Raw genomic sequence first — 26,465 nt, forward strand, 5'->3', positions numbered from 1 at the left:
AATCTGCGCGGCGGCGAACCGGCCGCCGCGGCAGGACCCTAGCGAAGCGACAAACATGGGCAAGGTATATCTGATCGGAGCAGGGCCGGGCGCCGCGGATCTCATCACGGTACGCGGCGTGCGGCTGCTCGAGCAGGCCGACGTCGTGCTGCACGACGCGCTCGTCGAGCCCGCGATGCTCGACTATGCGCCGAGCGCGCGCAAGATCGCGGTCGGCAAGCGCTGCGGGCAGCGTTCGACCGCGCAGCATTTCATCAACAAGCAGATCGTCGATGCGGCGCGCGAGCATGCATGCGTCGTGCGGCTGAAGGGTGGTGATCCGATGCTGTTCGGCCGAGCCGAAGAGGAAATGCGGGCGCTCGAAGCGGCCGGCATCGACTACGAGGTCGTGCCGGGCATCACCGCAGCGCTGGCCGGCGCGGCGACGCTGAAGCGTTCGCTGACGTTGCGCGGCGTGTCGCGCAGCGTCGCGTTCGCGACGCACAGCCGCGCACCGGGCAGCGACGAGATCCGCGAAGCCGCACGCGCCGATTCGATCGTCTACTACATGGGCCGCGACAGCGCGCCCGGCATCGCGCAGGAGCTGATCGACGCCGGCCGTGCGCCGGCGACGCCGGTGGCGATCGTCGAGGCCTGCAGCACCGCGCGCGAACGCACGCTGACGCTCACGCTCGCGCAGATGGCGGCCGGCGACGCGCAGGCGTGGCTCGATCCGGCGGAGCCGAGCCTGCTGATGATCGGCGATGCGTTCGCCGAACGCGCACGGCTCGCGCAGGCGGGCGATCCAATCCGCAATGCCGCCTGAGCGCGGCTCGAACGCAGTCCCAAACGAAAAAAGCGCTGGCAGATGCCGGCGCTTTTTCGTTGGGTCCGACGAATGCGCCGGCTGCTACGTGTCGTCGCCGACCTGCTCGATGCAATAGCGCGCGACCGCGTCGAGCACGCCGTCGTCTTCACCGACCGCCGTCGCGCAACGGATCTCGACGCCCGGATGCGCGGCGCGGCATGCGTCGACGAGCTGCGGCAGGTCGCGGCGGACATGGCCGCCCTGGCCGAAGAATACGGGCACCACGGTGATGCGCGCGCAGCCGGCCGCGACTTGCGCGGCCACGGCCTCACCGAGCGACGGCGTCATCAGTTCGAGGAACGCGAGCGACACCTGCGCGGCCGGGGAGGCGCCGCGCAGCCGCGCGGCGAGCCGCTCGAACGGCTCGGCCCAGCGCGGGTCGCGGGCGCCGTGGCCGAACAGGACGATACCGTGCGATTGCATGTCGAAGCCTCCGTCGCGACGCGGCGCTCAGTGCCGGTCGACCCATTTGAGCGCGAACAGGCCGAGCGCGAGATAGATGAGGCCCGGCGTCGCGGCGGTGAGCGGCGCGGGCCACGTGTTCAGCGTGCCGATGTGCGAGAACAGCGTGTTGAGCAGCTGGAAGCTCATGCCGAGCATGATGCCGCCGAACACCTTCACGCCGACCACGCCGGCCCGCGTGTGCAGATACGCGAACGGCAGCGACAGCACGAGCATCACGAACACCGCGAACGGATACAGCAGCTTGCGCCACAGCGCGATGTCGTAGCGCTGCGTGTCCTGCTGGTTTTCGCGCAAGTGCTGGATGTAGCGGAACAGGTTGATGATCGACATGCGCTCCGGCGACACGAGCAGCACCGACAGAATCTGCGGCGTCAGGTCGGACCGCAGCCGGTATTCGGGCAGCGCCACCTGCTGCGACCGGTACACGGGGTTCAGCGCATCGGCCGGCTGGCCGCTGATCGGCTTGATCGGCGTCAGCTCCGTTTCGGTGACGCCCGTCAGCAGCCAGTGGCCGGGCGGCTCGTAGCGGCCGGTCTGCGCGATCCGCACGTTCTGCAGCTGGAATTTCGAGTCGAATTCGTAGATGCGCACGTTGCTGATCGTCGAGTCGGGCGACAGGCTGCCGACGTTGACGAAGCGCGTGACCTGCTCGCCGTTCTCGCGGGCCGCGAGCGTGTCCTTCACCCACACGCCCGACTGGAAGTTCGACGACACCGATGCGCCGAGCGCCTGCAGCCGCACGCGTTCGGACAACTGGTCGGCGTACGGGCCGACGAATTCGCCGATCAGGTAGGTGACGATCACGAGCGGCACGCCGATCTTCAGCAGCGAGCGCAGCGCCTGGTTGGTCGCGAGGCCCGACACGCGGAAGATCGTGAATTCCGAGTTCGCGGCCATCTGCGCGAACACGTAGATCGCGCTGATCAGCGCGGCGACCGGGATGATCTCGTAGAAGCGCGACGGCGTCTGCAGCGCGACGCGCAGCACCGCGTAGCCGAACTTGTAGTTGCCGTGCCCGACCGAATTCAGTTCGCTGATCAGGTCGAAGAAGAAGAACAGACCGGAGAACGCGAACAGGATGAAGACGAACGTGACGTAAATTTGCCGCGCGAAGTACTTTTCATAGAGCCGCATCGATCATGCTCCCGAGCGGCCGAACAGCGCGCGTGTCAACAGCGGACGATTGCGCACGCGCAACCAGAAAATGAATGCGACGATCGCCGCGACGAGCACGTGCAGGCCGACCAGACCGACGCCGAACGACATCTTGCCCTGCTCGATCTGCGCCTGCACGACGTTCAGCAGGTTCGAGTACGTGAGGTAGATCAGCACGGCCATCACGAGGTTGATCGTGCGGCTGCGGCGCGGGTTCTGGTACGAGAGTGGGATGCCGAGCACCATCAGGTTGATCGCGATCAGCGGCAGCCCCGCGCGCCACGCGAATTCCGCGAGGTTGTCGCGCGTCGGGTTGCGCAGCAGGTCGGGCGTGGGCGTGCTGTTGGTGGTCTGCACGTTGACGACCGGCTTGCTCGTGATCTTCACGCCGTAGCGCTCGAACTCCATGATCTTGAAGTTCGGCTGGCCGGGCGTACCGTCGTAGCGGCGGCCGTCCTCGAGGACGACGAAGCGATCGCCGTCCTTCGAGGTTTCCGTATGGCCGGTTTGCGACACGACCACGTTGAGCTTGCCGTTTTCCGTCGACGTGACGAAGACGTTCTGCACCTTGCTCTGGTCGGGCGACATCTTCTCGATGAAGAACACCCGATGGTTCGCGGCCGATTCGCGGAACTGGCCGGGCGCGAGCAGCGAGATTTCGTCGCGCTGCTGGAAGCGCGCCTTGATCAGCTTGCTCTGCTGGTTCGACCACGGCCAGCCGACGAACGCGAAGAACGTGATCAGCAGGATGATCGGCGCGGCGAACACGCCGATTGGCTTGATGAGGCGCGTGAGGCTCACGCCAGACGCGAGCCACACGACCATTTCGGAGTCCCGGTACCACCGGGTCAGCACGAACAGGATCGACACGAACAGCGTGACGACCAGCATCACGGCGAGATAGCCGATCACGGTCAGGCCGATCAGCACGAGCACGTCCCGCGGATCGATTTCGCCGGACGCGGCGTAGCCGACGATGCGAATCATCATCGTCGTGAGCATGATCGTGAGCAGCACCATGAACACGGCGCCAGCCGTATACGCAAGCTCGCGCTGGAGGGAGCGTTCGAAGATCATTCTTGATGAGAAGAGGGCGGGAGGCTGCGCACGCGTGGTGGGGCGCTCGCGCCGCCACGGGAAAAATAGCGGATAATTGCGGCTTTCATCCTTAGCCCAGATTTTATCCGAGGACAAGCGCGATGGACTTTAGCATAAAAGGCTGTGATTGGAGCAAAGGCGAAGCCAAGGGGTTCCTGACCGGGAAGTCCGACTGCATCGTGCTCGGCATCTTCGAGGCGCAGACGCTGTCGGGCGCGGCGCTCGACATCGACACGGCCACCAAGGGGCTGATCTCGCGCGTGGTGAAGGCCGGCGACATGGACGGCAAGCGCGGCAAGACGCTGTTCCTGCACGAAGTATCGGGCATCGGCGCGTCGCGCGTGCTGCTCGTCGGGCTCGGCAAGCAGGATGCTTTCAATCAGAAAGCCTACAACGATGCGGTGACGGCCGCGTGGCGCGCGCTGCTGGCGACCAAGGTCGTCCAGGTCACGTTCTCGCTCGCGCAACTGCCGGTCGACGAGCGCAGCTCCGACTGGGGCGTGCGCGCCGCGATCCTCGCGCTGCGCAACGAGACGTACCGCTTCACGCAGATGAAGAGCAAACCGGAACCGGCGTCGCACACGCTCAAGCGCGTCGTGTTCAGCGTCGATCCGGCCGACGAAAAGGCCGCGAAGGTCGCGATCAAGCAGGCCGTCGCGCTCGCGAACGGGATGGATCTGACCCGCGACCTCGGCAACCTGCCGGGCAACGTCTGCACGCCGACCTACCTGGGCAACACCGCGAAGCAGATCGCGAAGGATTGGGGCCTGAAGGCCGAAGTGCTCGGGCTCAAGCAGATCCAGGCGCTGAAGATGGGGTCGTTCCTGTCGGTCGCGCGCGCATCGGTCGAGCCGCCGCAGTTCATCGTGCTGCACTACCAGGGCGGCGCCGCGAAGGCCGCGCCGGTCGTGCTGGTCGGCAAGGGCATCACGTTCGATACGGGCGGCATCTCGCTGAAGCCGGGCGAAGGCATGGACGAGATGAAGTACGACATGTGCGGCGCGGGCTCGGTGCTCGGCACGATCCGCGCGGTCGCCGAGATGGGCCTGAAGATCAACGTCGTCGCGATCGTGCCGACCTGCGAGAACATGCCGGGCGGCAACGCGACGAAGCCGGGCGACATCGTCACCAGCATGAAGGGGCTGACGATCGAGGTCCTGAACACCGACGCCGAAGGCCGCCTGATCCTGTGCGACGCACTCACGTATGCCGAGCGCTTCAAGCCGGCCGCCGTGATCGACGTCGCGACGCTGACGGGCGCGTGCGTGATCGCGCTGGGCGGCCACAACAGCGGGCTGTTCTCGACCAACGACGCGCTCGCGGGCGAACTGCTCGACGCATCGCGCGAGGCGAACGACCCGGCATGGCGCATGCCGCTCGACGACGAATACCAGGATCAGCTGAAGTCGAATTTCGCGGATCTCGCGAACATCGGCGGGCGTCCGGCCGGCGCCGTGACGGCCGCATGCTTCCTGTCGCGCTTCACCGACAGCTACCCGTGGGCTCACCTCGACATCGCGGGCACCGCATGGAAGGGCGGTGCCGCGAAGGGCGCGACGGGGCGTCCGGTGCCGCTGCTCGCGCAGTTCCTGATCGACCGCGCCGGCCAGTGATGGCGGGGCTGACGACGTCGCGGGTGCGCGGGCAATGACGCGGATCGATTTCCACTCGAACGTCGGCGATTCGCTCGCGTACGCGTGCCGGCTGCTGCGCAAGGCCTATCTGGCCGGGCAGCCGGTCGTCGTGCTCGCCGAGCCCGCGCGCCTGCGCGCGCTCGACGAGCGGCTCTGGACGTTCTCGCCGCTCGATTTCATCCCGCATTGCGGCGTCGACAGCGAGCACGCAGCCGGTACGCCGATCGTGCTGGCCGCCGATCTCGACCGCGCGCCGCATCATCACGTGCTGCTGAACCTCGGCGCGACCGTGCCCGCGCAGTTCGCCCGCTTCGAGCGCCTGCTCGAAGTGGTCGGCAACGCGCCGGACGAGCTGGCCGCGGGCCGCGACCGCTACCGGTTCTACCGCGACCGCGGCTACGCGCTGAACAACTACAAGCAGGGCGGCTAGCCGCAACCGTCGACGGAGTGTTCCCGTGACAGAAGCCGATTCATCCTCGATCCCGACGCTGACCGACGTGCTGGTGCCCGGCAAGCCGGCGCCGGCGCGCTCGCCCGCGTCTGCCGCACCCGGGCCGCACGGAAGCGCGGCGATTCCGGTGCTCACCGACGTGATCGCACCGGGCGCCGCCGCGGCCGCGCCGGCCGAATCCCGTCAAACCGAAGCCGACCCCGATTCCGTCGTGGTCGAACCCGTGCCGACACCGCACGTGCCGACCGTCGAGTTGCCGGGCGACGTGGCGATGGCCGCCGCTGCGGGCGACACCGATGCGCCGGCCGGACCCGGCGCATCGGAGCACGTGGTTGCCGAAGAGGTGGCGGTGATGACGGCGCCGCTGCGCTCGTCGCTGGTCGAAGACGGTCTGCCGCAGCACACGTTCGCTCCGATTGCGCACGAATCGGCCGGGCATGCGCCGGACGCGGCAATGCCGGAGGCGGTCCTGCCGAGCGCAGCGCTGCAACCGGAAGCATCGGACGCCGCCGCGCTGACGCCGGAAGATGCGCAGCACATCGCCGAACGGCTTCGCAATCGCCTGACGAACTATCTGACCGGGCCAGGGCGCGAGGCCATCGAAGCGCGTTGTCGCGATGCGCTGCACGAGCATTCGGCCTGGCTGGTCGGCCAGGTCACGCGCGAAGTCGCCCTCGCGCTGGAAACAGAGGTGATGGACTGGGTACGCGATGCGGTCGATGAAGAGATCGCCCGCCGCCGCGCCGGTCACTCCGGCTGAACGGCAATCGCTCGCGGCGGTGAAAAGGGGGCGGTCCAGTAAGGGCCTGCGAAGCCGGCGGTGATGCGCCGCCGGTCGGGCGGTACGCGATTGCCTGCCTGCCACGCCCTGCACACCGCGTCGGTGCGTCGCGCGGATATCCGATTCAGCGAACCGACAGCACCCACTGGGCGAGCGTGCGGGCTTCGGTGCCCGTCAGTTGCGTGTTGGCGGGCATCGGCACGCTGCCCCATACGCCGACGCTGCCTTTCACTATCGATTGCGCAAGATAATCGGCGGCGTCGTTGCGCGTCGCGTACTTGCCGGCGATGTCGTGGAACGACGGACCCATCAGCGGCTTGCCGATCGCATGGCAGGCCATGCAGTTCTTGCGCTGCGCGAGCGCGAGCCCGTCGGCCTGGTCGGCGCGCGCCGCCGCCGCGCCGCCGGCCAGCAGCGTCGCGAGCAGCACGCGCAATATCGTCTGTTTCATGCGGTTCTCCGCCGGCGGGGATGGCCGGCTTCATGGTCCGCGCATTATAGAAGCAAAGGGGAAGCACGTTTTGCGCGTTCCCCCGGTGGTCCGTTTATCGGGGTCGCATGAGAGGGTGCCCTGCCTCAACCCGTGACCGCCCCTTGGTTCGCCGGCCGGGCAAGCGCCGCGAATTTCGCGAGCACGCCGCGCGTATAGCGCGGCGCGGGCTGCCGCCACGCGGCGCGGCGGCGTGCGAGTTCCGCATCGTCGACGTTCAGTTGCAGCAGCAGCCGGTGCGCGTCGATCGTGATCGAATCGCCTTCCTGCACCAGTGCGATCGTGCCGCCGACGAACGCCTCCGGCGCGACGTGGCCGACCACCATGCCCCAGGTGCCGCCCGAGAAGCGGCCGTCCGTGATGAAGCCGACCGATTCGCCAAGCCCCTTGCCGATGATCGCGGACGTCGGTGCGAGCATTTCCGGCATGCCGGGGCCGCCCTGCGGGCCGAGGTAGCGCAGCACGAGGATGTCGCCCGCCCGGATCCGGTCGCCGAGGATCGCATCCATCGCGCTCTGCTCGTCGTCGAACACGCGCGCCGGGCCCGTGATCACCGGGTTCTTCAGGCCGGTGATTTTCGCGACCGCGCCGTCTTCCGCGAGATTGCCCTTCAGGATCGCCAGATGGCCTTCCTTGTACAGCGCGCGGTCGATCGGAAAGATCACGTCCTGATCCGCGCGCGGCGCGGCCGGCACGTCCTTCAGCTCGTCGGCGATCGTGCGGCCGGTGATCGTCATGCAGTCGCCGTGCAGCAGCCCCGCATCGAGCAGGATCTTCAGCACCTGCGGAATCCCGCCGGCCCGGTGCAGGTCGGTCGCGACGTACTGTCCCGACGGCTTCAGGTCGCAGATCACCGGTACCCGCTTGCGGATGCGTTCGAAGTCGTCGATCGTCCAGTCGACCTCGGCCGCGTGCGCGATCGCGAGATAGTGCAGCACCGCATTGGTCGAGCCGCCGGTGGCCATGATCACCGACACCGCGTTCTCGATCGATTTCTTCGTGATGATGTCGCGCGGCTTCAGGTCGCGTTTCACGGCCTCGACCAGCACGCGCGCCGATTCGGCGGCCGAATCGACTTTCTCCTGGTCGGGATTCGCCATCGTCGACGAATACAGCAGCGACATCCCGAGCGCCTCGAACGACGAGCTCATCGTGTTCGCGGTGTACATCCCGCCGCACGAACCCGACGTCGGGCACGCGTTCTTCTCGACGCCTTCGAAATCCTCCTGCGACATCCGGCCCGCGGTGAATTCGCCGACGGCCTCGAATGACGACACGATCGTCAGGTCGCGGCCCTTCCAGTTGCCGGGGCGGATCGTGCCGCCGTACACGTAGATGCCCGGCACGTTCAGGCGCGCGAGCGCGATCATGCCGCCCGGCATGTTCTTGTCGCAGCCGCCGACGACCACCACGCCGTCCATCCACTGGCCCTGCACGCAGGTTTCGATGCAGTCGGCGATCACTTCGCGCGACACGAGCGAGTACTTCATCCCTTCGGTGCCCATCGACATGCCGTCCGAAATCGTCGGCGTGCCGAAGATCTGCGGGTTCGCGCCGGCCGCCTTCACGGCGTCGACCGCCGCGTCCGACAGCCGCTGCAGGCCGGAATTGCACGGCGTGATCGTCGAATGGCCGTTCGCGATGCCGATCATCGGCTTGTCGAAATCGTCCTTCTGGTAGCCGAGCGCGTAGTACATCGAGCGGTTCGGCGAACGGGCCACGCCTTGCGTGATGTTTTTAGAGCGGCGGTTGTACGACATGGGGAGCTCCATCGTTGTTTTGGCGACGCCGGCGCGAACAGTGCGCCGGGTGGGTCGATCAAGCATGGAGTTTCCGTTCTGGGATGTCCAATATATTATTTGTCGCCTATTAAGTCGTTTTACGAATGAGTCGAGCATGGCCGATCCGATCCCCGACCTGCGCCAGTGGCGCTATTTCGCGACCGTCGCCGACGAGCGCCATTTCGGCCGCGCGGCCGAGCGGCTGTCGATGACGCAGCCGCCGTTGTCGCAGGCGATCCGCGCGCTCGAGGACGCGCTCGGCGTCGCGCTGTTCGTGCGCACCAAGCGCTCGGTCGCGCTGACGGCGGTCGGCGCGGCGCTGCTGCCGGAGGTGCGCCGGCTGCTCGCGTCGGCCGATGCGCTGCCGCCGATGGCGCGGCGGCTCGCGCGCGGCGAGGCCGGCTCGCTGTCGCTCGCGTTCGTGTCGACCGCCGATTACGGGCTGCTGCCGTCATTGCTGCGCGCGTTCGGCGCGCGCTATCCGCAGGTGCGGCTGCAGCTCACCGAAGCGACGAGCGACGTGCAGATCGACGAACTCGTCGCCGGGCGCATCGACGCCGGGCTTATCATTCCGCCCGTGCCGCCGCGCCACGCGGCCGGGCTGTCGTACCTGCCCGTCGTGCGCGAGCCGCTGGTGGCCGCGATGCCGGCCGGGGCGTCCGACGCGCCCGAGGACGAGCCCGTGCAGCTCGCCGACGTCGCCGCGTTTCCGCTCGTGATCTTTCCGCGCCGTTTGGCGCCCGGCTTTTATGACATCATTACGGGCTGCTACGGCGCGGCGGGGGAAACTCCGCGCATCGGCCAGGAGGCGATCCAGATGCAGACGATCGTCAGCCTCGTGTCGGCCGGCATGGGCGTCGCACTGGTGCCGCAATCGCTGCGTAACCTGCGGCGCACCGGCGTGGTCTACCGGCCGCTCGCCGGTCACGCGCCGGTCGTCGAGACGGGCCTCGTGTGGCGCACCGGCGACGTGAGCCCCGTGCTCGCCGGCTTCATCGACGTCGTGTGCGCGCAGGGTCCGGCCGCGTGACGTGAACGATGGCGCGCGGGCGCCGTCCAACGCGCGGTCCTGCACGTGTGCGACGGCCGTACCGTATTCGAAAACTTCTTCGCTAACCCATGATCATTCACCCGAATTTCGACCCCGTTGCGATCCATCTCGGGCCGCTGGCCGTGCGCTGGTACGGCCTCATGTATCTCGTCGGCTTCATCGCGGCGATCGTCGTCGGCCGGATCCGCCTGAAGCTGCCGTATGTCGCCGCGCAGGGCTGGACCGCGAAGGACATCGACGACATGATGTTCTACGGCGTGCTCGGCACCGTGCTCGGCGGCCGGCTCGGCTACGTGCTGTTCTACAAGGCCGATTTCTACTTCTCGCATCCGCTCGACGTGTTCAAGGTGTGGGAAGGCGGCATGTCGTTTCACGGCGGCTTCCTCGGCGTGACGCTCGCGATGATGCTGTTCGCGTGGCAGCGCAAGCGGCACTGGCTGCAGGTCACCGATTTCGTCGCGCCGATGGTGCCGTTGGGGCTGGCAGCGGGGCGGCTCGGCAATTTCATCAACGGCGAGCTGTGGGGCCGCGTGACCGATCCGACGGCGCCGTGGGCGATGCTGTTCCCGGGGGCGATGCGCGACGACGCGGCATGGCTGCCGAAACATCCGGCACTCGTCGAGAAGTGGCATCTCGCCGACGTGTTCATGCAATACCAGATGCTGCCGCGCCATCCTTCGCAGCTCTATGAAATCGCGCTCGAGGGCATCGCGCTGTTCTTCGTGCTGTTCCTGTTCGCGCGCAAGCCGCGGCCGATGGGCGCGATATCCGCGCTGTTCCTGATCGGTTATGGCCTCGCACGTTTCACGGTCGAGTTCGCGCGCGAGCCCGACGACTTCCTCGGCCTGCTCGCGCTCGGCCTGTCGATGGGGCAGTGGTTGTCGCTGCCGATGATCCTCGCGGGTATCGCGATGATGGTCTGGGCGTATCGCCGTCGCGCGGCGAACGCGAATGCGGCTGCTTGAAGTGGCTGCGTGAGGTCGCTGCATGACGCGGTATCGATGTACGCGCGATCGGCGTGCGCATCGGTTACCCGGATGCACATGAAAAACGCCGGCCCTCGGGCCGGCGTTTTCGTTTCCGACAACGGCGCGATGCGCGTTACTGCGTTACTTCATCTGCACGGAGCCGTTGACGGTGACCGACACGGTGGCCTTGCCGCCTTCGACCGCGATCGGCGCACTCATCTTCGCGCTGTCCATCGGCGCCGCGGCCATCGCCATCATGCGCGGGTACGGCTGCACGTTGCGGCCGCTGCCGACGTTCACGTCGCGGATCGTGTAGCTGTTGTAGCCGAACGCCTTCGCGGCTTCGTCCGCGCGGGCGCGGAACGACTTGATCGCTTCGGTCGTGAGCTTCTGCTCGGCCGTGCGCTGCGCTTCCGGCGACAGCGAGAACTCGACGTTCGCAACCTGCATCAGGTTCGACAACTGGCCTGCCAGCTTCGACGCCGCGGCGAAATCGCGCGATTCGAGCGCGACCTCGGTGCGGCCGCGCCATGCGGAGATCTTGCCGTCGCGATCGGTGCTCGGATACACGGAGAACGCGCCCGTGTGCGCGGTGACGCCCGACACGCCCTTCGCCTGCGACAGCGCCGCATCCGCGCGCTGGTTCAGCTGCGCGGTGAGGCTGCCCGGGTCCTTGGCCTGCTGCTCGTAGAACAGCGTGATGTGGATGATGTCCTGCGGCACGTCGGCGCTGGCCTGCGACGAAAGCGACAGCACGCCGGCCGGCTCGGGAAAGTGCGGGTTCGCCGTCTGGGCGTGCGCGGCGGGCGACGCGAGCGTCAGCGCGACGGGAACGGCGGCGGCGAGAGCGAGCGACAGCGCGAGTGCGGATTTCTTGGTCATTGTTGGACTCCTTGTGCGAAGGCGCGCACGCGGATCACGCGTGCGCGACGCGGGCGTACCGCGCGACGAAAAAAACGACGGCCGGCCGATCGGCCGACAGCGGTTGCTTAGGCTGCGCGAAAGCGCCGCGAGTTCCGTTGCGGCAGTGCGTACTGAACAGATTTGACCTTTTGGCCGGTGCCTACTTCATCAACTTTTCGGTGATGAACCGCCATTCCGCGCGCGTGACGGGCGTGATCGACAGCCGGTTGCCACGGGCGAGCACGCGCATGTCGGCGAGCTCGTCGTGCTCGCGCAGCGCGGCGAGCGGCACGAGCGGCGACTTCTTCACGAAGCGCACGTCGACGAGCAGCCAGCGTGGCGCTTCCTGCGTCGATTTTGGGTCGTAATAGGGGCTTTTCGGATCGAACTGCGTGGGATCGGGGTAGGGCGTGGACGATACTTCGGCGAGGCCCGCGATGCCCGGCTCGGGGCAGCTCGAGTGATAGAACAGCACGCCGTCGCCGATCTTCATCGTGTCGCGCATGAAATTACGCGCTTGATAATTGCGCACGCCGGTCCACGGCAGCGAGCGCTGCGGTGCGTTGGCGAGATCGTCGATGCTTGCTTCGTCCGGTTCGGACTTCATCAGCCAATATTGCATGGATCGTAATCGACGCAGAAGGGGCATGAGGGTCTGTTTGCATGCGGAACGCGCACCCCAAACGAAAAATACCATTCACGGGAATGCCCGAAATCGCCCGCATGGCGGCGTCGCTCGTCACTTGTTTGGCTCGGCCAAACGGCGCTCCTCACTTCTTGCCCTGCGAGCGATTTCGGGCATTCGCATGCGCGTTCCGCATGCAAACAGACCCTCAAAAAGGAAACGGCATCGGGAGTTCCCGATGCCGTTGGATAGGCCCCCGCCTTGGCCGCTAGGCCGGCATCCTGAACCTGAGGTTCAGAATTGGTCGCAGTTAGCAGCACTTCGGGTACATCAGACAGAGTGACGCGCGCGCCCGTGCTACAAATTTCCGCAACCGTGCACATGGCATTGGTTCAAGGAATATATGACCTTGGCGAACCAGGCAGGGAAGCTGACTGAACTGTGTTTCGATGCGCCAATTTGACCACCGTTGACCGTCGAGATCAAGCGGAATCGACGCATCGTTTCAAACGTTACTGCGTCTCGTGCTGTGCGAGCACCGCGCCGAGCTGTTCGTTCATCTGGTGCATTGTACGACGGATTTCTTCCGCCGGAAATGCTTCACCGTGCCGCACGCTCGTTTGCAGCCGCAGCAATTCCGACGCAAGCGACAGCGCCGCCATCACCGCGATGCGATCGGTGCCGCGTACCGAGCTGTTCGAGCGGATTTTCGACATTTCGGCATCGACGCGCGCGACCGCTTCGAGCAGCGCCGCTTCGGTCTCGGCCGAACAGGCGAGCCGATAGGGCTGACCGAGAATCGAGACTTCGATCTGCTTGGTGCTCATGCATGTTCTCCGTGGCTGGCCGCGTCATCGCCATCCGTGCGCGCCTGCGCATCGAGCAGGTCGAGCTGGTTGTCGGCTTGCTCCGCGCTCTTCGAGCGCGGCAGCTTTTCGAGAATCGCGTTCAGTTTCACCTGGGCGTCGTCGATCTTCGCCGACAGCGTGTCGCGCTCGGCCGCGAGCGCATTGCGTTCGTCGCGCAGCTGCGCGAGTTCCGCGCGGACCGTATCCGCTTCCGCGCGCAATTGCGCGACCTGCTCCTCGAGCGCGAGCCGTTCCGAGTGATAGCGCTTGTTCAGCGAAATCAGACGGCCAATATTTTGAGACAGGGTTTCGAGTTCGTTGAGCATTTGCTGCGTCCTCTAAAGACCCAGCATTTTAGCGCGGAATACCGCGCAATCCGACATCTGTAACGTTTCCAGTCGTAACACCCCTGCTTCTTGCCGCGAATAGGCATGTCCGACGCCGGTCCGGACGCTTCCTTGACGCTCGCGCGACCGGCTCCTAAACTGGCGCCGCCTCGGTGCTCGCGCGCAGGATGCGCGGTTAAACGGGAAGCAGGGTGCGGGCTCCGCGAGCGCGCCAACCTGCGCTGCCCCCGCAACGGTAAGCGGCCGCGTCGCGTGACGCAGGCCGGCTCGGGCGCGTTTCGCGTGCAGGTCGCACGCAGGCGCGGGCCACTGCGCGTCATCGCGCGGGAAGGCGAGCCGGACCGCCGCCAGCCCGGATACCGGCCGAGACGGGGAGCCCGCAAGGGTTCCATGACGCGCGGCCTGCGGGGAAGCGGGGCGCGCAATGCTTCACGGAACGTTCTTCGATGCCGACCCCAATCGTTCGCCACGCGCCCCTGTCGCGCCCGGCCGGCCACCGCAAGCGGATGCACCGCGCGTCGGGCGCGCGGCCGTGCGCCGCATGAGCGCCGCACGCGCCACCGTCATCTGGGCCGCGCTGGCCGCCGTGGTCGCGCTGCTGTTCGTCGCGTCGCTGTCGATCGGCAGCGTGCCGATGTCGCCGTGGCAGGCGCTCGCGTCGCTCGTGCCGCACGGCGGCGATACCTTGTTTGCCGATATCGTCCGGACGCTGCGCCTGCCGCGCGCGCTCGCGGGTTTCGCGTGCGGCGCGCTGCTCGCGCTGGCAGGCGCGTTGTTGCAGGTGCTGCTGCGCAATCCGCTCGCGGAGCCGTACGTGCTGGGCGTGTCCGGCGGCGCGGCCGGCTTCGCGCTCGTCGCGATGATCGCGGGCGGCGCGTGGTGGCTCGTCGACGCATCCGCATTCGCCGGTTCGCTCGTCTCGGTCGCGCTCGTGCTCGGTCTCGCGAGGCGCGAGCTGTGGCGCGGCGAATCGCGCGACGCATCGCCGCGGCTGCTGCTCACGGGCGTCGTGATCGCGGCGGGATGGGGCGCGCTCGTCACGCTGTTGCTGTCGCTCGCGCCCGATGCACGGCTGCGCGGCATCATCTTCTGGCTGACCGGCGACCTGAACGGCGCGACGGCGCCGTGGTTCGCGTGGGGCGCGCTGTTGCTGAGCGCATGCGCCGCGCTGCCGGCCGCGCCGCAACTGAACGTGCTGCTGCGCGGCGACGCGACCGCGCAGGCGCTCGGCGTGCCGGTCGCGCGGCTGCGCGTGCGGATCTATCTCGTCGCGTCGCTGGCCGCCGCGGCCGCGGTCACGACGGCCGGTACGATCGGCTTCGTCGGCCTCGTCGTGCCGCACGCGTTGCGGCTCGCGTTCGGCAACGACCAGCGGATGCTGCTGCCGGCCGCGATGCTCGCGGGCGGTGGCGGCGTGATGGCGGCCGACCTGCTCGCGCGCACCGCGATCGCGCCCGCACAATTGCCGGTGGGCGTGATGACCGCGTTGATCGGCGTGCCCGTGTTCCTGTGGATGTTGCTGAGGAGGCCGATGCGATGACAGGCACCGCAGCACCGCACGCCGCTGCCGGCGACATGCGCTACATGGCCGTCGACCTGACGCTGAAGGCCGGCGCGCGCACGCTGCTCGACCGCTTCACGCACGCGTTCCGCCCCGGCGAGATCTGGTGCGTCGCCGGGCCGAACGGCGCGGGCAAGACGACGCTGCTCGCCACGCTCGCGGGACTGCAGCCGCCCGCCGGCGGACACGTCGAGATCGACGGTCGGCCGCTTGCCGCATGGCGTCCCGGGCAACTCGCGCAGCGCCGCGCGCTGATGCCGCAGCAACTGCACGATGCGTTCAGCGCGACCGTGTTCGACACGGTGCTGCTCAACCGCTTTCCATATCTCGGCGGCTGGGGTTGGGAGCGCGACGGCGACCGCGCGGCCGCGCGCGAGGCGCTCGCGACATTCGACCTGAACCCGCTCGCGTCGCGCGACGTGATGTCGCTGTCGGGCGGCGAGCGGCAGCGGGTCGCGCTGGCCGCGACGCTGTGCCAGGATGCGCCGCTGATGTTGCTGGACGAACCGCTCGCGCATCTCGACCTGCATCACCAGATCGACTGCCTGACCGCGCTGGCCGCCTGGCTCGCGGCGGGCCCGCGTACGGTGATGTTTTCGTGTCACGACCTGAATCTCGCGCGGCGTTTCGCGACGCATGCGCTGTTGCTCGACGGCCGCGGGCATGCGTGGGCCGGCCGCGTGCATGATGTGCTGACGCCCGAGCGCGCGAGCGACGCGTTCGGCTATCCGCTCGTGCTGATCCGCGAGAACGGCCGCGATGCGCTGTTGCCGGCGTGGCCCGCGCGACAATGATCTTTCCCGTTCCGAATTTTCCGATGCGCGGCGCATGCCGCGCCCACCATACGGCCCCTCGATGACCACTTCGACCCAATTCCCGCCCGCGATCGCGCCGCTAGACGACGCGCTGCGCACGCGCCTGCAGCATGTGATCGACCACAAGACCAAGCCGCCCGGCAGCCTCGGCCAGCTCGAGGCGCTCGCGCTGCAGATCGGCCTGATCCAGCGCACCGAGCGGCCGGTCGTGCAGCGTCCGGTGACGATCGTGTTCGCGGGCGACCACGGGATCGCGGCCGAGGGCGTCAGCCCTTATCCGCAGGCGGTGACCGCGCAGATGGTCGCGAACTTCCTCGCCGGCGGCGCGGCGATCAACGCGTTCTCGGGCGTCGCGCAGAGCACGCTCGAGATCGTCGATGCGGGCGTCGCGTCGCCGCTGCCGCTGTCGGACCGGCTGGTGTCGGTTCCGGTCGCGCGCGGCACGCGCAACTTCGCGGCGGAACCCGCGATGACGCGTGAAGAAGCGATGACGGCGCTGGCCGCGGGCGCGGCGCGCGTGCGCCTGCACGCGTCGCTCGGCACGAACGTGATCGGCTTCGGCGAGATGGGGATCGCGAATACGTCGTCGGCCGCGTGCCTGATGAGCCGCCTGCTCGACGTGCCGATCGACGCGTGCGTCGGCCGCGGCACGGGCCTCGACGATCAGGGCCTCGCGCACAAGCGTGCGGTGCTCGGTCGCGCGCTCGTCAAGCACTCGCATGCGATCGCGCCGCTCGACGTGCTCGCGACGTTCGGCGGCTTCGAGATCGCGATGATGACCGGCGCGTACCTCGCGGCCGCGAGCGAGCGGATGACGATCCTCGTCGACGGCTTCATCGCGACCGCCGCGCTGCTCGTCGCCGAGCGCATCGCGCCCGGCGTGCGCGACTACTGCGTGTTCTCGCATACGTCGCACGAGGCCGGCCACCGGCGCATGCTCGAGCATTTCGGCGCGAAGCCGCTGCTCGCGCTCGACCTGCGGCTCGGCGAAGGCACGGGCGCCGCGCTCGCGCTGCCGCTGGTGCGCGCGGCGGCCGCGTTCCTCAGCGAGATGGCGAGCTTCGAATCCGCCGGCGTCGACGATCGTGACGCCTGAGCGCGTGCGCGGCATGCGCGCCGAGCTGCGCTACTTCTTCGTCGCGCTCGGCTATTTCACGCGCGTACCCGTGCCGCGCTCGATCGGCTACGCGGCCGGCGATCTCGACCAGGCCGCGCGCTATTTCCCGCTCGTCGGCGCGTGCGTCGGCGCGTGGGGCGCGCTCGTCTATCTCGTCGCGCTGCGCGTGCTGCCGCCATCGATCGCGGTCGGGCTGTCGATGGCCGCGACGCTGCTCGCGACCGGCGCGTTCCACGAAGACGGCCTCGCCGACAGTTGCGATGCGTTCGGCGGCGGTTACACGCGCGACGACGTGCTGCGCATCATGCACGATTCGCGGATCGGCACGTTCGGCGCCGTTGCGCTCGTGATCGCACTCGGCCTGAAATGGCAGGCGCTGGCGTCGATGCTGCCGCTGCGCGCCGCATGGACGATGATCGCCGCGCACGCGGCGAGCCGCGCGATGGCCGTGAGCCTGCTGATGACGCTCGACTACGTGCGGCCCGAAGGCAAGGCGAAGCCGGTCGCGCAACGAATGGACGCACGTGCGGCGTGCGTCGCGGCGGTGTTCGGACTGCCGTGGCTGTTCTGGCCGGACTGGCGCATGGGCGTTGCCGCCTGCGTGGCGCTCGTGCTCGTGCGCGCGTGGGCGGCCCGCTATTTCGTGAAGCGGATCGGCGGTTATACGGGCGACTGTCTCGGCTTCGCGCAGCAACTGGGCGAACTGGCGATCTATCTGGTGGTGCTCGGATGGACGTCGTCCTGATCCGTCATCCGGCCGTCGGCATCGAGCCGGGCGTCTGCTATGGGCGCAGCGACGTGCCGCTCGCCGAATCGGCCGATGGCGGCGCGCAGGCCGTGCGCATGCATCTGGCGGAACTAAGTGCGCCGTCGCCCGAACAGGTGCGGACGAGCCCGCTGACGCGCTGCGCGTCGGTTGCCGAACGGCTCGCGCGGGCATTCGACGTACCGCTGCTGGGCGATGACGACTGGCAGGAAATGGATTTCGGCGCGTGGGAAATGCAGCGCTGGGACGATATCGACCGCGCCGCACTCGATGCGTGGGCGGCCGACCTGATGCATGCGTGCGCGCACGGCGGAGAAAGCGTCGCGCGATTCGTCGCGCGGGTGGCGCGGCAGGCCGATGCGGTTGCGGCGTTCGACGGACCGCAATGGGTCGTCACGCATGCGGGCGTGATCCGCGCATTCGCGTCGCATGTGTTGCGCGTGCCGCTCGACACGTTGCTGTCGCGGCCGGTGCCGACGGGCGGGGCGGTGTGGCTGCGCAGGGAGGGCGCCGCGCGAACGTGGGAAGTCGTGCACTGGGATGAATAGGTGCACTTGCGTCTGCATGTGAACTGCGCTGCGCACGGAGCGATCTGTTTCGAGCACCGCACGCATCCGGCACCGGTGCACGATGCACCGCAACCCGCCGGAAATCAGCGCGCCGGCCGCCGCGCACGCGCGGCCTCCAGATCCTCGCACAGCGCGGCCGCACCCTGCGCGATCCGCGGCGCCGGCCGCGTCAGCAGATCGCCGTCGATCGCGAACAGGTTGTTGCGCGCCACGGCCGTCAGCGCGGGCCACGCGCGCCAGCGCGCGAGGCTCGGCAGCGGTTCGTTCGAACGGGTCGCGCCGGCACTCGTCGTCACGATCGCTTCCGGATTCGCCGCGAGCACCGCCTCGTCGGTCACGGTCGGCGCAAGCGGCTTGAGCGACGCGAACACGTTGCGGCCGCCGCAAAGTTCGAATACTTCGTTGATCAGGTGCGTGCCGTTGAGCGTCGTCAGCGGGCGGTCCCACACCTGGAAGAACATCGCGACGGGCGGGCGTGCCGCGTAGCGTGCGCGCAGTGTCGCGATGTCCCGCGTAAAGGCGGCCGCGGCGGCATCGGCGGCCGGTTGCGTGCCGAGCAGCGTGCCGAGCCGGCGCAACGACGACGACACGTCGTCGAGATGCTTCGGTTCGCTGAAGAACAGCGGGATGTGCAGCGCGCGCAGCGCGTCGGTCTGCCGCTCGGCGTTGCCGTGCCGCCAGACGACGATCAGGTCGGGCTTCAGCGCGGCGATGCGTTCGAGATCGAGCGCCTTGTTGTCGCCGACGCGCGGCACCGCTTGCGCGGCGGCCGGATAGTCGCTGTACGTGACGGTGCCGACGAGCTTCGCACCGCCGCCGGCCGCGTAGACGAGCTCGGTCGCGTGCGGCGCGAGGCTGATCACGCGCTGCGCGGGCGCGGGCAGCGTGACCGTATTGCCGGCGTCGTCGCGGGTCGTGACGTTGGCGTGGACGAGCGGCGCGTGAGCGAGCGCGACCAGCAGCGCGGCTGGCGTCGGCCGACGGAACACGCGTGAACTCATGCGGAGGCCCGCCGCAGCAGCGGTGCGCAATGTGCGAGCGCATCGCCGAGGCGCCGCCATTCGGCTTCGCTGCCCGGCAGGCCGATGCGCACGCTCGACGGCGTCGGGAAGTACCGCGTCCAGATCCCGCGCGCCGCGAGCGCCGCATGCAGCGCCGCGGCGCGCGGATCGTCGGTCCAGCTGAACAGCGGCGTCGCGCGCACCGCGAAGCCGTGCGCGCGCAGCAACGCGGCCAGTCGTTCGCCGTCGGCCCCGAGCCGCTCGCGCGCGGCGGCCTGCCATGCGCGGTCGGCGAATGCCGCGGCGACCGCATGGCGTGCGGGGCCGCTGACGGTCCACGCGCCGAGCACGTCGCGCAGCGCGGCGATCAGCAAGGGATCCGCGAGCACGAAGCCCGCGCGGATCCCGGCCAGCCCGAAGAACTTGCCGACCGAGCGCAGCACGACGAGCCCCGGACGATCGACCTGCGGCGCGAGCGATGGCGTCGCGCCCGTATCGGCGAACGCTTCGTCGACGATCAACGCGCCGCCGCGTGCCGCCAGTTGCGCGTGCCAGCCGAGCAAGCGCGCGGTCGGCACGAATTCGGCGGTCGGATTATTCGGATTCCCGACGATGACGTGGCGCAGCGTCGCGGGCAGCGTATCCGCGCGGATGTCGAGCGCGACGACGCGATGGCCGTGGCGCGCGAACGCGGGCGCGTATTCGCCGTACGCGAGCGCCGCGACGCCTGCGTCGCCGGCCGACAGCAACGCCGGCAACGCGCGGATCGCGGCCTGGCTGCCGGCAACCGGTAGCACGTGCGCGGCGTCGGGAGCATGGTAGTACCGCGCGGCGCAGGCCGCGAGGCCGTCGCCGTCGTCGGGCAGCCGGCGCCACGCGTCGGCCGGCACGGGCGGAACCGGGTAGCCGACCGGATTGATGCCGGTCGACAGGTCGAGCCACGCGTCGTACGGAATGCCGTGGCGGCGGGCGGCTTCGTGCAGGTTGCCGCCGTGCGCGATGGATGAATCAGACATGATGGGAGGCCATGACGAGTGCGCCGCTCGCGACCAGCAGCGCGAGCCACAGCGCGAGCGTGCGCGTGACGAGCGACAGCGCGGCGACGATGTGAAGGGCGGTGGCCGTGGCGCCGGTGCCGAGCGCCGGCCGATCCTCGATCTCGCCGTGATAGACGGCCGGGCCGCCGAGCTGCACGTTCAGGCTGCCGGCGCCCGCGGCCATCACGGGGCCCGCGTTCGGGCTGTCCCAGTGGTGGGCCTGCGCGCGCCAGCAGCGCCACGCGGCGGCCGTGTCGCCGAGCAGCGCGTAGCTCGCGGCGGTGAGGCGCGCGGGAATCCAGTTCAGCGCATCGTCGAGGCGCGCGGCGGCCCAGCCGAAGGTCAGGAAGCGCGGCGTGCGGTAGCCCCACATCGCGTCGAGCGTGTTCGCGAGCCGGAACAGCAACGCGCCGGGGCCGCCCGCGACGACGAACCAGAAGAGCGCGCCGAAGATCGCGTCGTTGCCGTTTTCGAGCGCCGATTCGACGGCCGCGCGCGACAGCGCACCTTCGTCCGCGTTGCTCGTGTCCCGCGACACGATGCGCGCGGTCAGCGTGCGCGCCGCGTCGAGGTCGTGCCGCAGCAGCGCGGCGGCGATCGGCGCGACGTGGTCGGCGAGGCTCTTCGCGCCGAGCGCGAACCACAGCAGCGCGACGTGCAGCGCCGCCGCGAACGGCCAGGGCAGCACGGCGACGAGCCATGCCGCGACGGCCACCGGCGGCGCGACCGCCGCGAGCCACGCGGCGACGCCGACCACGCGGCCGCGCCGGCCCGTGTTCAGCGCGGCTTCGATGCGCGCGGCGACGCGGCCGAACGCGACGAGCGGATGCCAGCCGGCCGGCTCGCCGATGGCGCGGTCGACGATCGCGGCCGCGACCGCCAGCATCGCGACGACGGGCAGCGACAGCATCAGCATGACGGCGCGCCCGCCTTGAGGTCGAGCGGCAGCCCGGCAACCAGCAGCGTGACGCGCGTCGCGAGCGCGGCGACGCGCTGGTTCAGGCGGCCGAGCTCGTCGACGTAGCGGCGCGTGACCGACCCGAGCGGCACGACGCCGAGCCCGATCTCGTTGCTGACGACGATCACCTTCGCGTGCGCGCCGCGCAGCGCGTGCTCGAGCCGCTCGACCTGGGCCGCGTACTGCGCGTCGTCGAGCGGTGCGCCGTCGGCGGGGCACAGCAGGTTCGTGAGCCACAGCGTCAGGCAGTCGACGAGCAGGCACGCGTGCGGATCGTCGAGCCGCGCGAGCGTGCCGGCGAGATCGACGCTCGCGTCGGCGAACCCCCAGTCGGCCGGCCGGCGCGCGCGGTGATGCGCGATGCGCTGCGCGAATTCGGGATCGGCGGCGGTCGCGGTCGCGATGTAGGTGACGGGGCGGCCGCTATCGGCGGCGAGCCGCTCGGCATGCGCGCTCTTGCCCGAGCGCGCGCCGCCGAGGACGAAGGTGAGGTCGTGCGGAATCATCGCGTGATTGTAACGGCGCGGGCGACCCGGCGCGGGCGATAATGCCGCCTTTGCTTCGCGACACCTTTCACACGATGAATGCACCCGAGCCGCGGCCGCGCGGCACGCTGATGATCCAGGGCACGACGTCCGACGCGGGCAAGAGCACGCTCGTCGCGGGCCTGTGCCGCCTCGCGCGCCGCGGCGGCGTGCGCGTCGCGCCGTTCAAGCCGCAGAACATGGCGCTCAACAGCGCGGTGACGGTCGACGGCGGCGAGATCGGCCGCGCGCAGGCGTTGCAGGCGCTGGCCGCCGGCGTCGCGCCGCATACGGATTTCAATCCGGTGCTGCTGAAGCCGACGAGCGACCGCGGCGCGCAGGTGATCATTCACGGCAAGGCGCGCATGAACCTCGACGCGCGGGCGTATCACGACTACAAGCCGGTCGCGTTCGATGCGGTGCTCGAGTCGTATGCGCGCCTGCGCGCCGGTTACGACACGGTGATCGTCGAAGGCGCCGGCAGCCCGGCCGAGATCAACCTGCGCGACGGCGACATCGCGAACATGGGCTTTGCCGAGCGCGTCGACTGCCCGGTCGTGCTCGTCGCCGACATCGATCGCGGCGGCGTGTTCGCGCATCTGGTCGGCACGCTCGCCTGCCTGTCGGACAGCGAGCGCGCGCGCGTGCGCGGCTTCGTGATCAACCGTTTCCGCGGCGACCTCAAGCTGCTCGAACCGGGGCTCGACTGGCTGCGCGCGCAGACGGGCAAGCCGGTGTTCGGCGTGCTGCCGTATCTGCACGGGCTGCTGCTCGACGCCGAGGACATGCTGCCCGCGCAGGCGCGCAGTGCCGCCGCCCGCGGCGATGCCGGCGTGTTGCGCGTCGTCGTGCCCGCGCTGCCGCGCATCAGCAACCACACCGATTTCGATCCGCTGCGCGCGCATCCGCAGATCGAATTCACGTACTGGAAGAGCGGCCCCGTGCCCGACGCCGACCTGCTGATCCTGCCCGGTTCGAAGAGCGTGCAGCGCGATCTCGCGTGGCTGCGCGATGCGGGCTGGGACGCGCTGATCCGGCGCCATCTCCGCTACGGCGGCAAGGTGATCGGCATCTGCGGCGGCATGCAGATGCTCGGCCGCACGCTCGACGATCCGCTCGGCCTCGAAGGCGCGCCCGGCAGCGTGCCGGGGCTCGGGCTGCTCGAGTTCGACACGACGCTGCAGCCCGACAAGACGCTGAAGAACGTGACCGGTCGACTCGCGCTGCCGGGCGCGGCGGCCGTGCGCGGCTACGAGATTCACATGGGCGACACGCGCGGGCCGGCGCTCGCGACGCCCGCGCTGACGCTGGCCGCCGATGCCGCGCAGGACGGCATGCGTCCCGACGGCGCGAGATCAGCCGACGGCCAGATCCTCGCGACCTACGTGCACGGGCTGTTCGACGCGCCCGCCGCCTGCGCGGCGCTGCTCGCGTGGGCGGGGCTCGACGGCGCGGCCCGCATCGACTACCCGGCGCTGCGCGAGGCGTCGCTCGAGCGGCTGGCCGACACGTTCGCCGAGCACCTCGACCTCGACGCGCTGTACGCCGAGTTTCGTTGAAACCGCGCCGGTCGACTCTCGCTTTTTCCGCGCGATCGCGTACAACAGAGGAGGGCGGAAGTCCGCCCGAAGGAGGGCGACGATGAGGGCTCGATGGTGGTGGAGCGTCCTGCTCGCGGCGCTGCTGGGCGCGTCCGCGGCCGCGCATGCCTGCGATTCGTATGCGCCGGGCGGCGGCCAGTCCGGCGGTGACGCCACGCAAGGCACGAGCGGTTACTGAGCAGGAAGGACGCAGGGCATGATCGGTCATGCCCTTTTTTTGCGTCGATTCATTCCTGAATGGAGGTAATTTAAGCGGGCTGGCGCGTTTATCGGCCGAATGGATTCGAATAGAGTGCGATCCATTCCATCCACTCACCAAGGAATCCGTCATGAACGCCAATCGCCTGAACGATTTCGCCGCGACGCTGCTGCGCGTCGCCCTCGGCGTGCTGTACCTCGCGCACGTCGCACAGAAAGTATTCGTCTTCACGCTGCCGGGCACCGCGCAGTTTTTCACGTCGATCGGCCTGCCGGGCTGGCTCGCGTACCTGACCACGTTCGTCGAACTGGCGGGCGGCCTCGCGCTGCTCGCGGGGTTCCGCGTGCGCATCGCCGCGCTGGTGCTGCTGCCGTTCATGCTCGGCGCGGTCGCCGCGCATCTGCCGAACGGCTGGGGCTTCTCGTCGCCGCACGGCGGCTGGGAATATCCGGCGTTCTGGGCCGTCACGCTGGCCGTGCAGGCCCTGCTGGGCGGCGGCGCGTTCGCGCTCGGCGCGCGGGAGGCCGCGGTCCAGCGCGCGTGACGTGAAGGAAAGCAGACGAAAGGGGCACAGGTTCGGTGCGACCGGTTCCGGTGACCCCCCGTTTGCCGATATCATCGCTCCCTGTATCCGCAATCGAGCGGCGCCTGCCATGCGGCCGGCGCCGCGCGGCTTTTTCGGGGGAATTCATGACGGTCATCGTGGTGGCGAATCCGAAGGGCGGCGTGGGCAAGAGCACGCTGTCCACCAATCTAGCCGGCTATTTCGCGGCGCAGGGCGCATGGGTCGCGCTGGCCGACCTGGACCGGCAGCAGTCCGCGCATGCGTGGCTCGACCTGCGGCCGGCCGGCTTGCCGGCGATCGAGGCGTGGGCGCTCGATCCGGAGGCGCCGTCGAAGCCGCCGCGCGGCCTCGAATACGCGGTGATCGATACGCCGGCCGGCCTGCACGGCACGCGGCTCAACGTCGCGCTGCAACTGGCCGACAAGGTGATCGTGCCGCTGCAGCCGTCGATGTTCGATATTCTCGCGACCCAGCAGTTTCTGGAACGCCTTGCCGGCGAGAAGGCCGTGCGCAAGGGCAGCGTCGAGGTCGGGATCGTCGGGATGCGGGTCGACGCGCGCACGCGCTCGTCCGACCAGCTGCACCGGTTCGTCGAAGGGCTCGGCCTGCCGGTGCTCGGCTACGTGCGCGACACGCAGAACTACGTGCAGATCGCCGCGCACGGCCTGACGCTGTGGGATGTCGCGAAAAGCCGCGTCGAGAAGGATCTCGAACAGTGGCGGCCGATCGTCGAATGGGCCGAGCGCCGCGCGCCGAAGGCCGAGAAGGCCGTCAAGGCCGCGTCCTGAACGCCCGGCCGTCCGGCCGGCGCGACATCCAATGAGAAGGGCCGGATCCCGTCGCGTACGGTGTCCGGCCCTTCGGTTGCAGGCGGCATCGCTGCACCGCATGCCGCGGCATGCGGGCGTGCCCCGCTCAGGTCACGTCCAGTTCTGCGTCGGCACGTGATCGCGGTGGCCCTTGATCTTGTTGCCTTCGTCGATGAACACGAGCTTCGGCTTCCAGCCGGCCTGCAGTTCCGCTTCGTCAACCATCGCGAACGCCGCGATGATCACGAGGTCGCCGAGCTGCGCGCGGCGTGCGGCCGAGCCGTTCAGCGAGATCATCCCGCTGCCGCGCTCGCCCTTGATCGCGTAGGTCGAGAAGCGCTCGCCGTTGTTGATGTTCCAGATGTCGATCCGTTCGTTTTCGATGAGGCCCGCCGCTTCGAGCAGGTCTTCGTCGATCGCGCACGAACCTTCGTAGTGCAGTTCGCAGTGCGTGACCGCCGCACGGTGGATCTTCGATTTGAGCATGTGGCGCTGCATGGTGTCTCCGTGATGCGTCGTGAGAGGCGCGGCGGGCCGCGCGTCAGATTTCCAGGTTGTCGATGAGGCGCGTCGCGCCGAGCTTCGCGGCCGCGAGCACGACGAGCGGTTCGCCGGCTTCGAGTTCGGCTGCGCTCGGGGCGATCAGGTTCGCGCGGCGGCGGATCGCGATGTAGTCGGGCACCCAGCCGCGTTCGGCCAGGTGCGCGTGCGCATGCTGCTCGAGCTTGCCGAGATCGCGTTCGCCGCCGAGCACGCTGTCGCGCACGCGCTGCAGCGTTTTCGCCAGTTCGGGCGCTTCGTTGCGCTCGTCGGTCGTCAGGTAGCGGTTGCGCGACGACAGCGCGAGGCCGTCGTCGTCGCGCACGGTTTCGGCGGCGATGATGTCGACCGGCAGCGCGAGCTGCTGGCACATCCGGCGCACGATCATCAACTGCTGGTAGTCCTTCTTGCCGAACACGGCGACGCGCGGCTGCACGCAGGACATCAGCTTCGTGACGACCGTGCACACGCCGGCGAAGAAGCCGGGCCGGAACTCGCCCTCGAGGATCCCGCCGAGATCGTCCGGCGGCAGCACGCGGTATTCCTGCGGCTCAGGGTACATGTCGCGCTCGGTCGGCGCGAACAGCACGTACACGTTTTCCTGCTGCAGCTTCTCGATATCGTCCTGGAGCGTGCGCGGGTACTTGTCGAAATCCTCGTTCGGGCCGAATTGCAGCCGGTTGACGAAGATGCTCGCCACGACCGGGTCGCCGTGCTGGCGCGCGAGGCGCATCAGCGACAGGTGCCCTTCGTGCAGGTTGCCCATCGTCGGCACGAACGCCGTGCGGTTCTGTCCGCGCAGCTGGTCGCGCAGTTCCTGGATCGAGCTGATGACTTTCATGATCGGGTAGCGGGTTCCTCGCGCAGGCGCGCGTTGACGCCGCGGCAGCGGCATCGGGGTCGAAGCGGAGAACGCCGGCGCGCGGGCGGCGCATCGGGCGTCGGCGGATTGTAGAGGA

General features: G+C 69.0%; 30 protein-coding genes, 1 other RNA gene and 1 riboswitch. Of the genes, 15 read left to right on the forward strand and 16 right to left on the reverse strand.

The features are described from left to right. The first annotated feature begins 55 nt into the window (after positions 1–55). Positions 56–805 (forward strand): uroporphyrinogen-III C-methyltransferase, encoded by a 750-nt coding sequence (cobA, locus tag J8I35_RS17535; RefSeq protein WP_050012075.1) that lies wholly within the window; start codon positions 56–58, stop codon positions 803–805. A gap of 84 nt (positions 806–889) precedes the next feature. Here cobA and J8I35_RS17540 read toward each other — a convergent pair whose 3' ends face one another. The 3 genes from J8I35_RS17540 to lptF are packed head-to-tail and all read right to left on the reverse strand — an operon-like array spanning position 890 to position 3,544. Beyond that, positions 890–1,270: a CbiX/SirB N-terminal domain-containing protein gene (locus tag J8I35_RS17540; RefSeq protein WP_124631623.1), complete on the reverse strand. Its 381-nt coding sequence runs from the start codon at positions 1,268–1,270 to the stop codon at positions 890–892. A 27-nt stretch (positions 1,271–1,297) separates the two neighbouring features. After that, positions 1,298–2,446 carry an LPS export ABC transporter permease LptG gene (lptG, locus tag J8I35_RS17545; protein WP_209926367.1) on the reverse strand — a complete coding sequence of 383 codons (1,149 nt, stop codon included), beginning with the start codon at positions 2,444–2,446 and terminating at the stop codon, positions 1,298–1,300. A gap of 3 nt (positions 2,447–2,449) precedes the next feature. Further along, positions 2,450–3,544 carry an LPS export ABC transporter permease LptF gene (gene lptF / locus J8I35_RS17550; RefSeq protein WP_050012072.1) on the reverse strand — a complete coding sequence of 365 codons (1,095 nt, stop codon included), beginning with the start codon at positions 3,542–3,544 and terminating at the stop codon, positions 2,450–2,452. Between the two features lie 122 nt (positions 3,545–3,666). On the opposite strand from lptF, the gene J8I35_RS17555 reads away from it, so the two are divergent. The 3 genes from J8I35_RS17555 to J8I35_RS17565 are packed head-to-tail and all read left to right on the forward strand — an operon-like array spanning position 3,667 to position 6,410. Continuing rightward, positions 3,667–5,178, forward strand: coding sequence for a leucyl aminopeptidase (locus J8I35_RS17555; RefSeq protein ID WP_050012071.1), 1,512 nt, complete (start codon positions 3,667–3,669; stop codon positions 5,176–5,178). A gap of 34 nt (positions 5,179–5,212) precedes the next feature. Next, the gene (locus J8I35_RS17560) at positions 5,213–5,629 is read left to right on the forward strand and encodes a DNA polymerase III subunit chi (RefSeq protein ID WP_050012070.1); all 417 of its coding nucleotides are present in this window, start codon (positions 5,213–5,215) and stop codon (positions 5,627–5,629) included. Between the two features lie 25 nt (positions 5,630–5,654). Continuing rightward, entirely contained in the window at positions 5,655–6,410 is a 756-nt protein-coding gene (locus J8I35_RS17565; protein WP_209926369.1) for a DUF2486 family protein, read from the forward strand. A 145-nt stretch (positions 6,411–6,555) separates the two neighbouring features. Here J8I35_RS17565 and J8I35_RS17570 read toward each other — a convergent pair whose 3' ends face one another. After that, positions 6,556–6,882 carry a c-type cytochrome gene (locus J8I35_RS17570; RefSeq protein ID WP_209926371.1) on the reverse strand — a complete coding sequence of 109 codons (327 nt, stop codon included), beginning with the start codon at positions 6,880–6,882 and terminating at the stop codon, positions 6,556–6,558. 125 nt (positions 6,883–7,007) lie between these two features. Next, positions 7,008–8,681, reverse strand: coding sequence for a dihydroxy-acid dehydratase (gene ilvD, locus J8I35_RS17575; RefSeq protein ID WP_050012067.1), 1,674 nt, complete (start codon positions 8,679–8,681; stop codon positions 7,008–7,010). 136 nt (positions 8,682–8,817) lie between these two features. Between ilvD and J8I35_RS17580 the strand changes: the two genes are divergently transcribed. Further along, positions 8,818–9,732: a LysR substrate-binding domain-containing protein gene (locus tag J8I35_RS17580; RefSeq protein WP_209926372.1), complete on the forward strand. Its 915-nt coding sequence runs from the start codon at positions 8,818–8,820 to the stop codon at positions 9,730–9,732. Between the two features lie 89 nt (positions 9,733–9,821). Continuing rightward, positions 9,822–10,718, forward strand: a complete 897-nt coding sequence (gene lgt, locus J8I35_RS17585) for a prolipoprotein diacylglyceryl transferase (RefSeq protein WP_050012065.1) — start codon at positions 9,822–9,824, stop codon at positions 10,716–10,718. A 144-nt stretch (positions 10,719–10,862) separates the two neighbouring features. On the opposite strand, the gene J8I35_RS17590 is transcribed toward lgt, so the two are convergent. The 5 genes from J8I35_RS17590 to J8I35_RS17610 form a co-directional block, all read right to left on the reverse strand. Then, complete coding sequence (locus tag J8I35_RS17590) at positions 10,863–11,603, reverse strand: SIMPL domain-containing protein (RefSeq protein WP_050012064.1); 741 nt, start codon at positions 11,601–11,603, stop codon at positions 10,863–10,865. 181 nt (positions 11,604–11,784) lie between these two features. Then, positions 11,785–12,246 (reverse strand): EVE domain-containing protein, encoded by a 462-nt coding sequence (locus tag J8I35_RS17595; protein WP_006478090.1) that lies wholly within the window; start codon positions 12,244–12,246, stop codon positions 11,785–11,787. A 252-nt stretch (positions 12,247–12,498) separates the two neighbouring features. Further along, positions 12,499–12,680: non-coding RNA, 6S RNA (ssrS, locus tag J8I35_RS17600), on the reverse strand. 81 nt (positions 12,681–12,761) lie between these two features. After that, on the reverse strand, positions 12,762–13,076 hold the full coding sequence (locus tag J8I35_RS17605; protein WP_006478091.1) for a cell division protein ZapA: 315 nt from the start codon (positions 13,074–13,076) through the stop codon (positions 12,762–12,764). Continuing rightward, entirely contained in the window at positions 13,073–13,423 is a 351-nt protein-coding gene (locus J8I35_RS17610) for an ATPase (protein WP_006478092.1), read from the reverse strand. The genes J8I35_RS17605 and J8I35_RS17610 overlap by 4 nt, the downstream gene beginning before the upstream one ends. A gap of 154 nt (positions 13,424–13,577) precedes the next feature. Beyond that, positions 13,578–13,827, forward strand: a riboswitch (cobalamin riboswitch). 41 nt (positions 13,828–13,868) lie between these two features. Between J8I35_RS17610 and J8I35_RS17615 the strand changes: the two genes are divergently transcribed. The 5 genes from J8I35_RS17615 to cobC all read left to right on the forward strand — a co-directional run bounded on the left by J8I35_RS17615 (position 13,869) and on the right by cobC (position 18,251). Then, positions 13,869–14,984 carry an iron ABC transporter permease gene (locus J8I35_RS17615; protein WP_050012063.1) on the forward strand — a complete coding sequence of 372 codons (1,116 nt, stop codon included), beginning with the start codon at positions 13,869–13,871 and terminating at the stop codon, positions 14,982–14,984. Then, positions 14,981–15,799, forward strand: coding sequence for an ABC transporter ATP-binding protein (locus J8I35_RS17620; protein WP_209926374.1), 819 nt, complete (start codon positions 14,981–14,983; stop codon positions 15,797–15,799). The genes J8I35_RS17615 and J8I35_RS17620 overlap by 4 nt, the downstream gene beginning before the upstream one ends. Before the next feature lie 61 nt (positions 15,800–15,860). Next, positions 15,861–16,916 (forward strand): nicotinate-nucleotide--dimethylbenzimidazole phosphoribosyltransferase, encoded by a 1,056-nt coding sequence (cobT, locus tag J8I35_RS17625; RefSeq protein ID WP_050012061.1) that lies wholly within the window; start codon positions 15,861–15,863, stop codon positions 16,914–16,916. A gap of 13 nt (positions 16,917–16,929) precedes the next feature. Continuing rightward, positions 16,930–17,682 (forward strand): adenosylcobinamide-GDP ribazoletransferase, encoded by a 753-nt coding sequence (locus J8I35_RS17630; protein ID WP_050012060.1) that lies wholly within the window; start codon positions 16,930–16,932, stop codon positions 17,680–17,682. Beyond that, the gene (gene cobC, locus J8I35_RS17635; RefSeq protein ID WP_124593600.1) at positions 17,667–18,251 is read left to right on the forward strand and encodes an alpha-ribazole phosphatase; all 585 of its coding nucleotides are present in this window, start codon (positions 17,667–17,669) and stop codon (positions 18,249–18,251) included. Before J8I35_RS17630 ends, cobC begins: the two co-directional genes overlap by 16 nt. Positions 18,252–18,355: 104 nt before the next feature. Here cobC and J8I35_RS17640 read toward each other — a convergent pair whose 3' ends face one another. Genes J8I35_RS17640 through cobU form a run of 4 tightly spaced genes read right to left on the reverse strand, consistent with a single transcriptional unit; the run spans position 18,356 to position 21,774 of the window. After that, positions 18,356–19,273 carry a cobalamin-binding protein gene (locus J8I35_RS17640; RefSeq protein ID WP_209926376.1) on the reverse strand — a complete coding sequence of 306 codons (918 nt, stop codon included), beginning with the start codon at positions 19,271–19,273 and terminating at the stop codon, positions 18,356–18,358. Continuing rightward, a complete protein-coding gene (gene cobD / locus J8I35_RS17645; RefSeq protein WP_209926378.1) occupies positions 19,270–20,289 on the reverse strand; it encodes a threonine-phosphate decarboxylase CobD in 1,020 nt (339 codons plus the stop codon). The genes J8I35_RS17640 and cobD overlap by 4 nt, the downstream gene beginning before the upstream one ends. After that, positions 20,282–21,226 (reverse strand): adenosylcobinamide-phosphate synthase CbiB, encoded by a 945-nt coding sequence (gene cbiB / locus J8I35_RS17650; protein WP_209926380.1) that lies wholly within the window; start codon positions 21,224–21,226, stop codon positions 20,282–20,284. Before cbiB ends, cobD begins: the two co-directional genes overlap by 8 nt. Beyond that, positions 21,220–21,774, reverse strand: a complete 555-nt coding sequence (cobU, locus tag J8I35_RS17655; RefSeq protein ID WP_050012055.1) for a bifunctional adenosylcobinamide kinase/adenosylcobinamide-phosphate guanylyltransferase — start codon at positions 21,772–21,774, stop codon at positions 21,220–21,222. The genes cbiB and cobU overlap by 7 nt, the downstream gene beginning before the upstream one ends. A 74-nt stretch (positions 21,775–21,848) precedes the next feature. Here cobU and J8I35_RS17660 point away from each other — a divergent pair, with 74 nt between their 5' ends. The 4 genes from J8I35_RS17660 (at position 21,849) to J8I35_RS17675 (ending at position 24,945) form a co-directional block, all read left to right on the forward strand. Beyond that, positions 21,849–23,351 carry a cobyric acid synthase gene (locus J8I35_RS17660; protein ID WP_209926382.1) on the forward strand — a complete coding sequence of 501 codons (1,503 nt, stop codon included), beginning with the start codon at positions 21,849–21,851 and terminating at the stop codon, positions 23,349–23,351. An 82-nt stretch (positions 23,352–23,433) separates the two neighbouring features. Next, complete coding sequence (locus tag J8I35_RS17665) at positions 23,434–23,571, forward strand: hypothetical protein (RefSeq protein WP_209926383.1); 138 nt, start codon at positions 23,434–23,436, stop codon at positions 23,569–23,571. Between the two features lie 151 nt (positions 23,572–23,722). Continuing rightward, positions 23,723–24,136, forward strand: coding sequence for a DoxX family protein (locus J8I35_RS17670; RefSeq protein ID WP_124554773.1), 414 nt, complete (start codon positions 23,723–23,725; stop codon positions 24,134–24,136). Positions 24,137–24,282: 146 nt separating this feature from the next. Continuing rightward, a complete protein-coding gene (locus J8I35_RS17675; RefSeq protein WP_050012053.1) occupies positions 24,283–24,945 on the forward strand; it encodes a ParA family protein in 663 nt (220 codons plus the stop codon). A 132-nt stretch (positions 24,946–25,077) separates the two neighbouring features. Here J8I35_RS17675 and panD read toward each other — a convergent pair whose 3' ends face one another. Next, complete coding sequence (gene panD, locus J8I35_RS17680) at positions 25,078–25,464, reverse strand: aspartate 1-decarboxylase (RefSeq protein WP_006484038.1); 387 nt, start codon at positions 25,462–25,464, stop codon at positions 25,078–25,080. A 43-nt stretch (positions 25,465–25,507) separates the two neighbouring features. Then, positions 25,508–26,347 carry a pantoate--beta-alanine ligase gene (gene panC, locus J8I35_RS17685; protein ID WP_089488927.1) on the reverse strand — a complete coding sequence of 280 codons (840 nt, stop codon included), beginning with the start codon at positions 26,345–26,347 and terminating at the stop codon, positions 25,508–25,510. Positions 26,348–26,465 lie beyond the last annotated feature (118 nt).

This window comes from Burkholderia sp. CpTa8-5, from assembly GCF_017815045.1.
Classification (GTDB): Bacteria; Pseudomonadota; Gammaproteobacteria; order Burkholderiales; family Burkholderiaceae; genus Burkholderia; species Burkholderia sola.

Bases quoted from the DNA above. Each gene is read 5' to 3' on its own strand.
- cobA (WP_050012075.1), top strand. From the start codon at position 56: ATGGGCAAGGTATATCTGATCGGAGCAGGGCCGGGCGCCGCGGATCTC.
- J8I35_RS17540 (WP_124631623.1), bottom strand. From the start codon at position 1,270: ATGCAATCGCACGGTATCGTCCTGTTCGGCCACGGCGCCCGCGACCCG.
- lptG (WP_209926367.1), bottom strand. From the start codon at position 2,446: ATGCGGCTCTATGAAAAGTACTTCGCGCGGCAAATTTACGTCACGTTC.
- lptF (WP_050012072.1), bottom strand. From the start codon at position 3,544: ATGATCTTCGAACGCTCCCTCCAGCGCGAGCTTGCGTATACGGCTGGC.
- J8I35_RS17555 (WP_050012071.1), top strand. From the start codon at position 3,667: ATGGACTTTAGCATAAAAGGCTGTGATTGGAGCAAAGGCGAAGCCAAG.
- J8I35_RS17560 (WP_050012070.1), top strand. From the start codon at position 5,213: ATGACGCGGATCGATTTCCACTCGAACGTCGGCGATTCGCTCGCGTAC.
- J8I35_RS17570 (WP_209926371.1), bottom strand. From the start codon at position 6,882: ATGAAACAGACGATATTGCGCGTGCTGCTCGCGACGCTGCTGGCCGGC.
- ilvD (WP_050012067.1), bottom strand. From the start codon at position 8,681: ATGTCGTACAACCGCCGCTCTAAAAACATCACGCAAGGCGTGGCCCGT.
- J8I35_RS17580 (WP_209926372.1), top strand. From the start codon at position 8,818: ATGGCCGATCCGATCCCCGACCTGCGCCAGTGGCGCTATTTCGCGACC.
- lgt (WP_050012065.1), top strand. From the start codon at position 9,822: ATGATCATTCACCCGAATTTCGACCCCGTTGCGATCCATCTCGGGCCG.
- J8I35_RS17590 (WP_050012064.1), bottom strand. From the start codon at position 11,603: ATGACCAAGAAATCCGCACTCGCGCTGTCGCTCGCTCTCGCCGCCGCC.
- J8I35_RS17595 (WP_006478090.1), bottom strand. From the start codon at position 12,246: ATGCAATATTGGCTGATGAAGTCCGAACCGGACGAAGCAAGCATCGAC.
- J8I35_RS17605 (WP_006478091.1), bottom strand. From the start codon at position 13,076: ATGAGCACCAAGCAGATCGAAGTCTCGATTCTCGGTCAGCCCTATCGG.
- J8I35_RS17610 (WP_006478092.1), bottom strand. From the start codon at position 13,423: ATGCTCAACGAACTCGAAACCCTGTCTCAAAATATTGGCCGTCTGATT.
- J8I35_RS17615 (WP_050012063.1), top strand. From the start codon at position 13,869: ATGCTTCACGGAACGTTCTTCGATGCCGACCCCAATCGTTCGCCACGC.
- J8I35_RS17620 (WP_209926374.1), top strand. From the start codon at position 14,981: ATGACAGGCACCGCAGCACCGCACGCCGCTGCCGGCGACATGCGCTAC.
- cobT (WP_050012061.1), top strand. From the start codon at position 15,861: ATGACCACTTCGACCCAATTCCCGCCCGCGATCGCGCCGCTAGACGAC.
- J8I35_RS17630 (WP_050012060.1), top strand. From the start codon at position 16,930: ATGCGCGCCGAGCTGCGCTACTTCTTCGTCGCGCTCGGCTATTTCACG.
- cobC (WP_124593600.1), top strand. From the start codon at position 17,667: ATGGACGTCGTCCTGATCCGTCATCCGGCCGTCGGCATCGAGCCGGGC.
- J8I35_RS17640 (WP_209926376.1), bottom strand. From the start codon at position 19,273: ATGAGTTCACGCGTGTTCCGTCGGCCGACGCCAGCCGCGCTGCTGGTC.
- cobD (WP_209926378.1), bottom strand. From the start codon at position 20,289: ATGTCTGATTCATCCATCGCGCACGGCGGCAACCTGCACGAAGCCGCC.
- cbiB (WP_209926380.1), bottom strand. From the start codon at position 21,226: ATGCTGATGCTGTCGCTGCCCGTCGTCGCGATGCTGGCGGTCGCGGCC.
- cobU (WP_050012055.1), bottom strand. From the start codon at position 21,774: ATGATTCCGCACGACCTCACCTTCGTCCTCGGCGGCGCGCGCTCGGGC.
- J8I35_RS17660 (WP_209926382.1), top strand. From the start codon at position 21,849: ATGAATGCACCCGAGCCGCGGCCGCGCGGCACGCTGATGATCCAGGGC.
- J8I35_RS17665 (WP_209926383.1), top strand. From the start codon at position 23,434: ATGAGGGCTCGATGGTGGTGGAGCGTCCTGCTCGCGGCGCTGCTGGGC.
- J8I35_RS17670 (WP_124554773.1), top strand. From the start codon at position 23,723: ATGAACGCCAATCGCCTGAACGATTTCGCCGCGACGCTGCTGCGCGTC.
- J8I35_RS17675 (WP_050012053.1), top strand. From the start codon at position 24,283: ATGACGGTCATCGTGGTGGCGAATCCGAAGGGCGGCGTGGGCAAGAGC.
- panD (WP_006484038.1), bottom strand. From the start codon at position 25,464: ATGCAGCGCCACATGCTCAAATCGAAGATCCACCGTGCGGCGGTCACG.
- panC (WP_089488927.1), bottom strand. From the start codon at position 26,347: ATGAAAGTCATCAGCTCGATCCAGGAACTGCGCGACCAGCTGCGCGGA.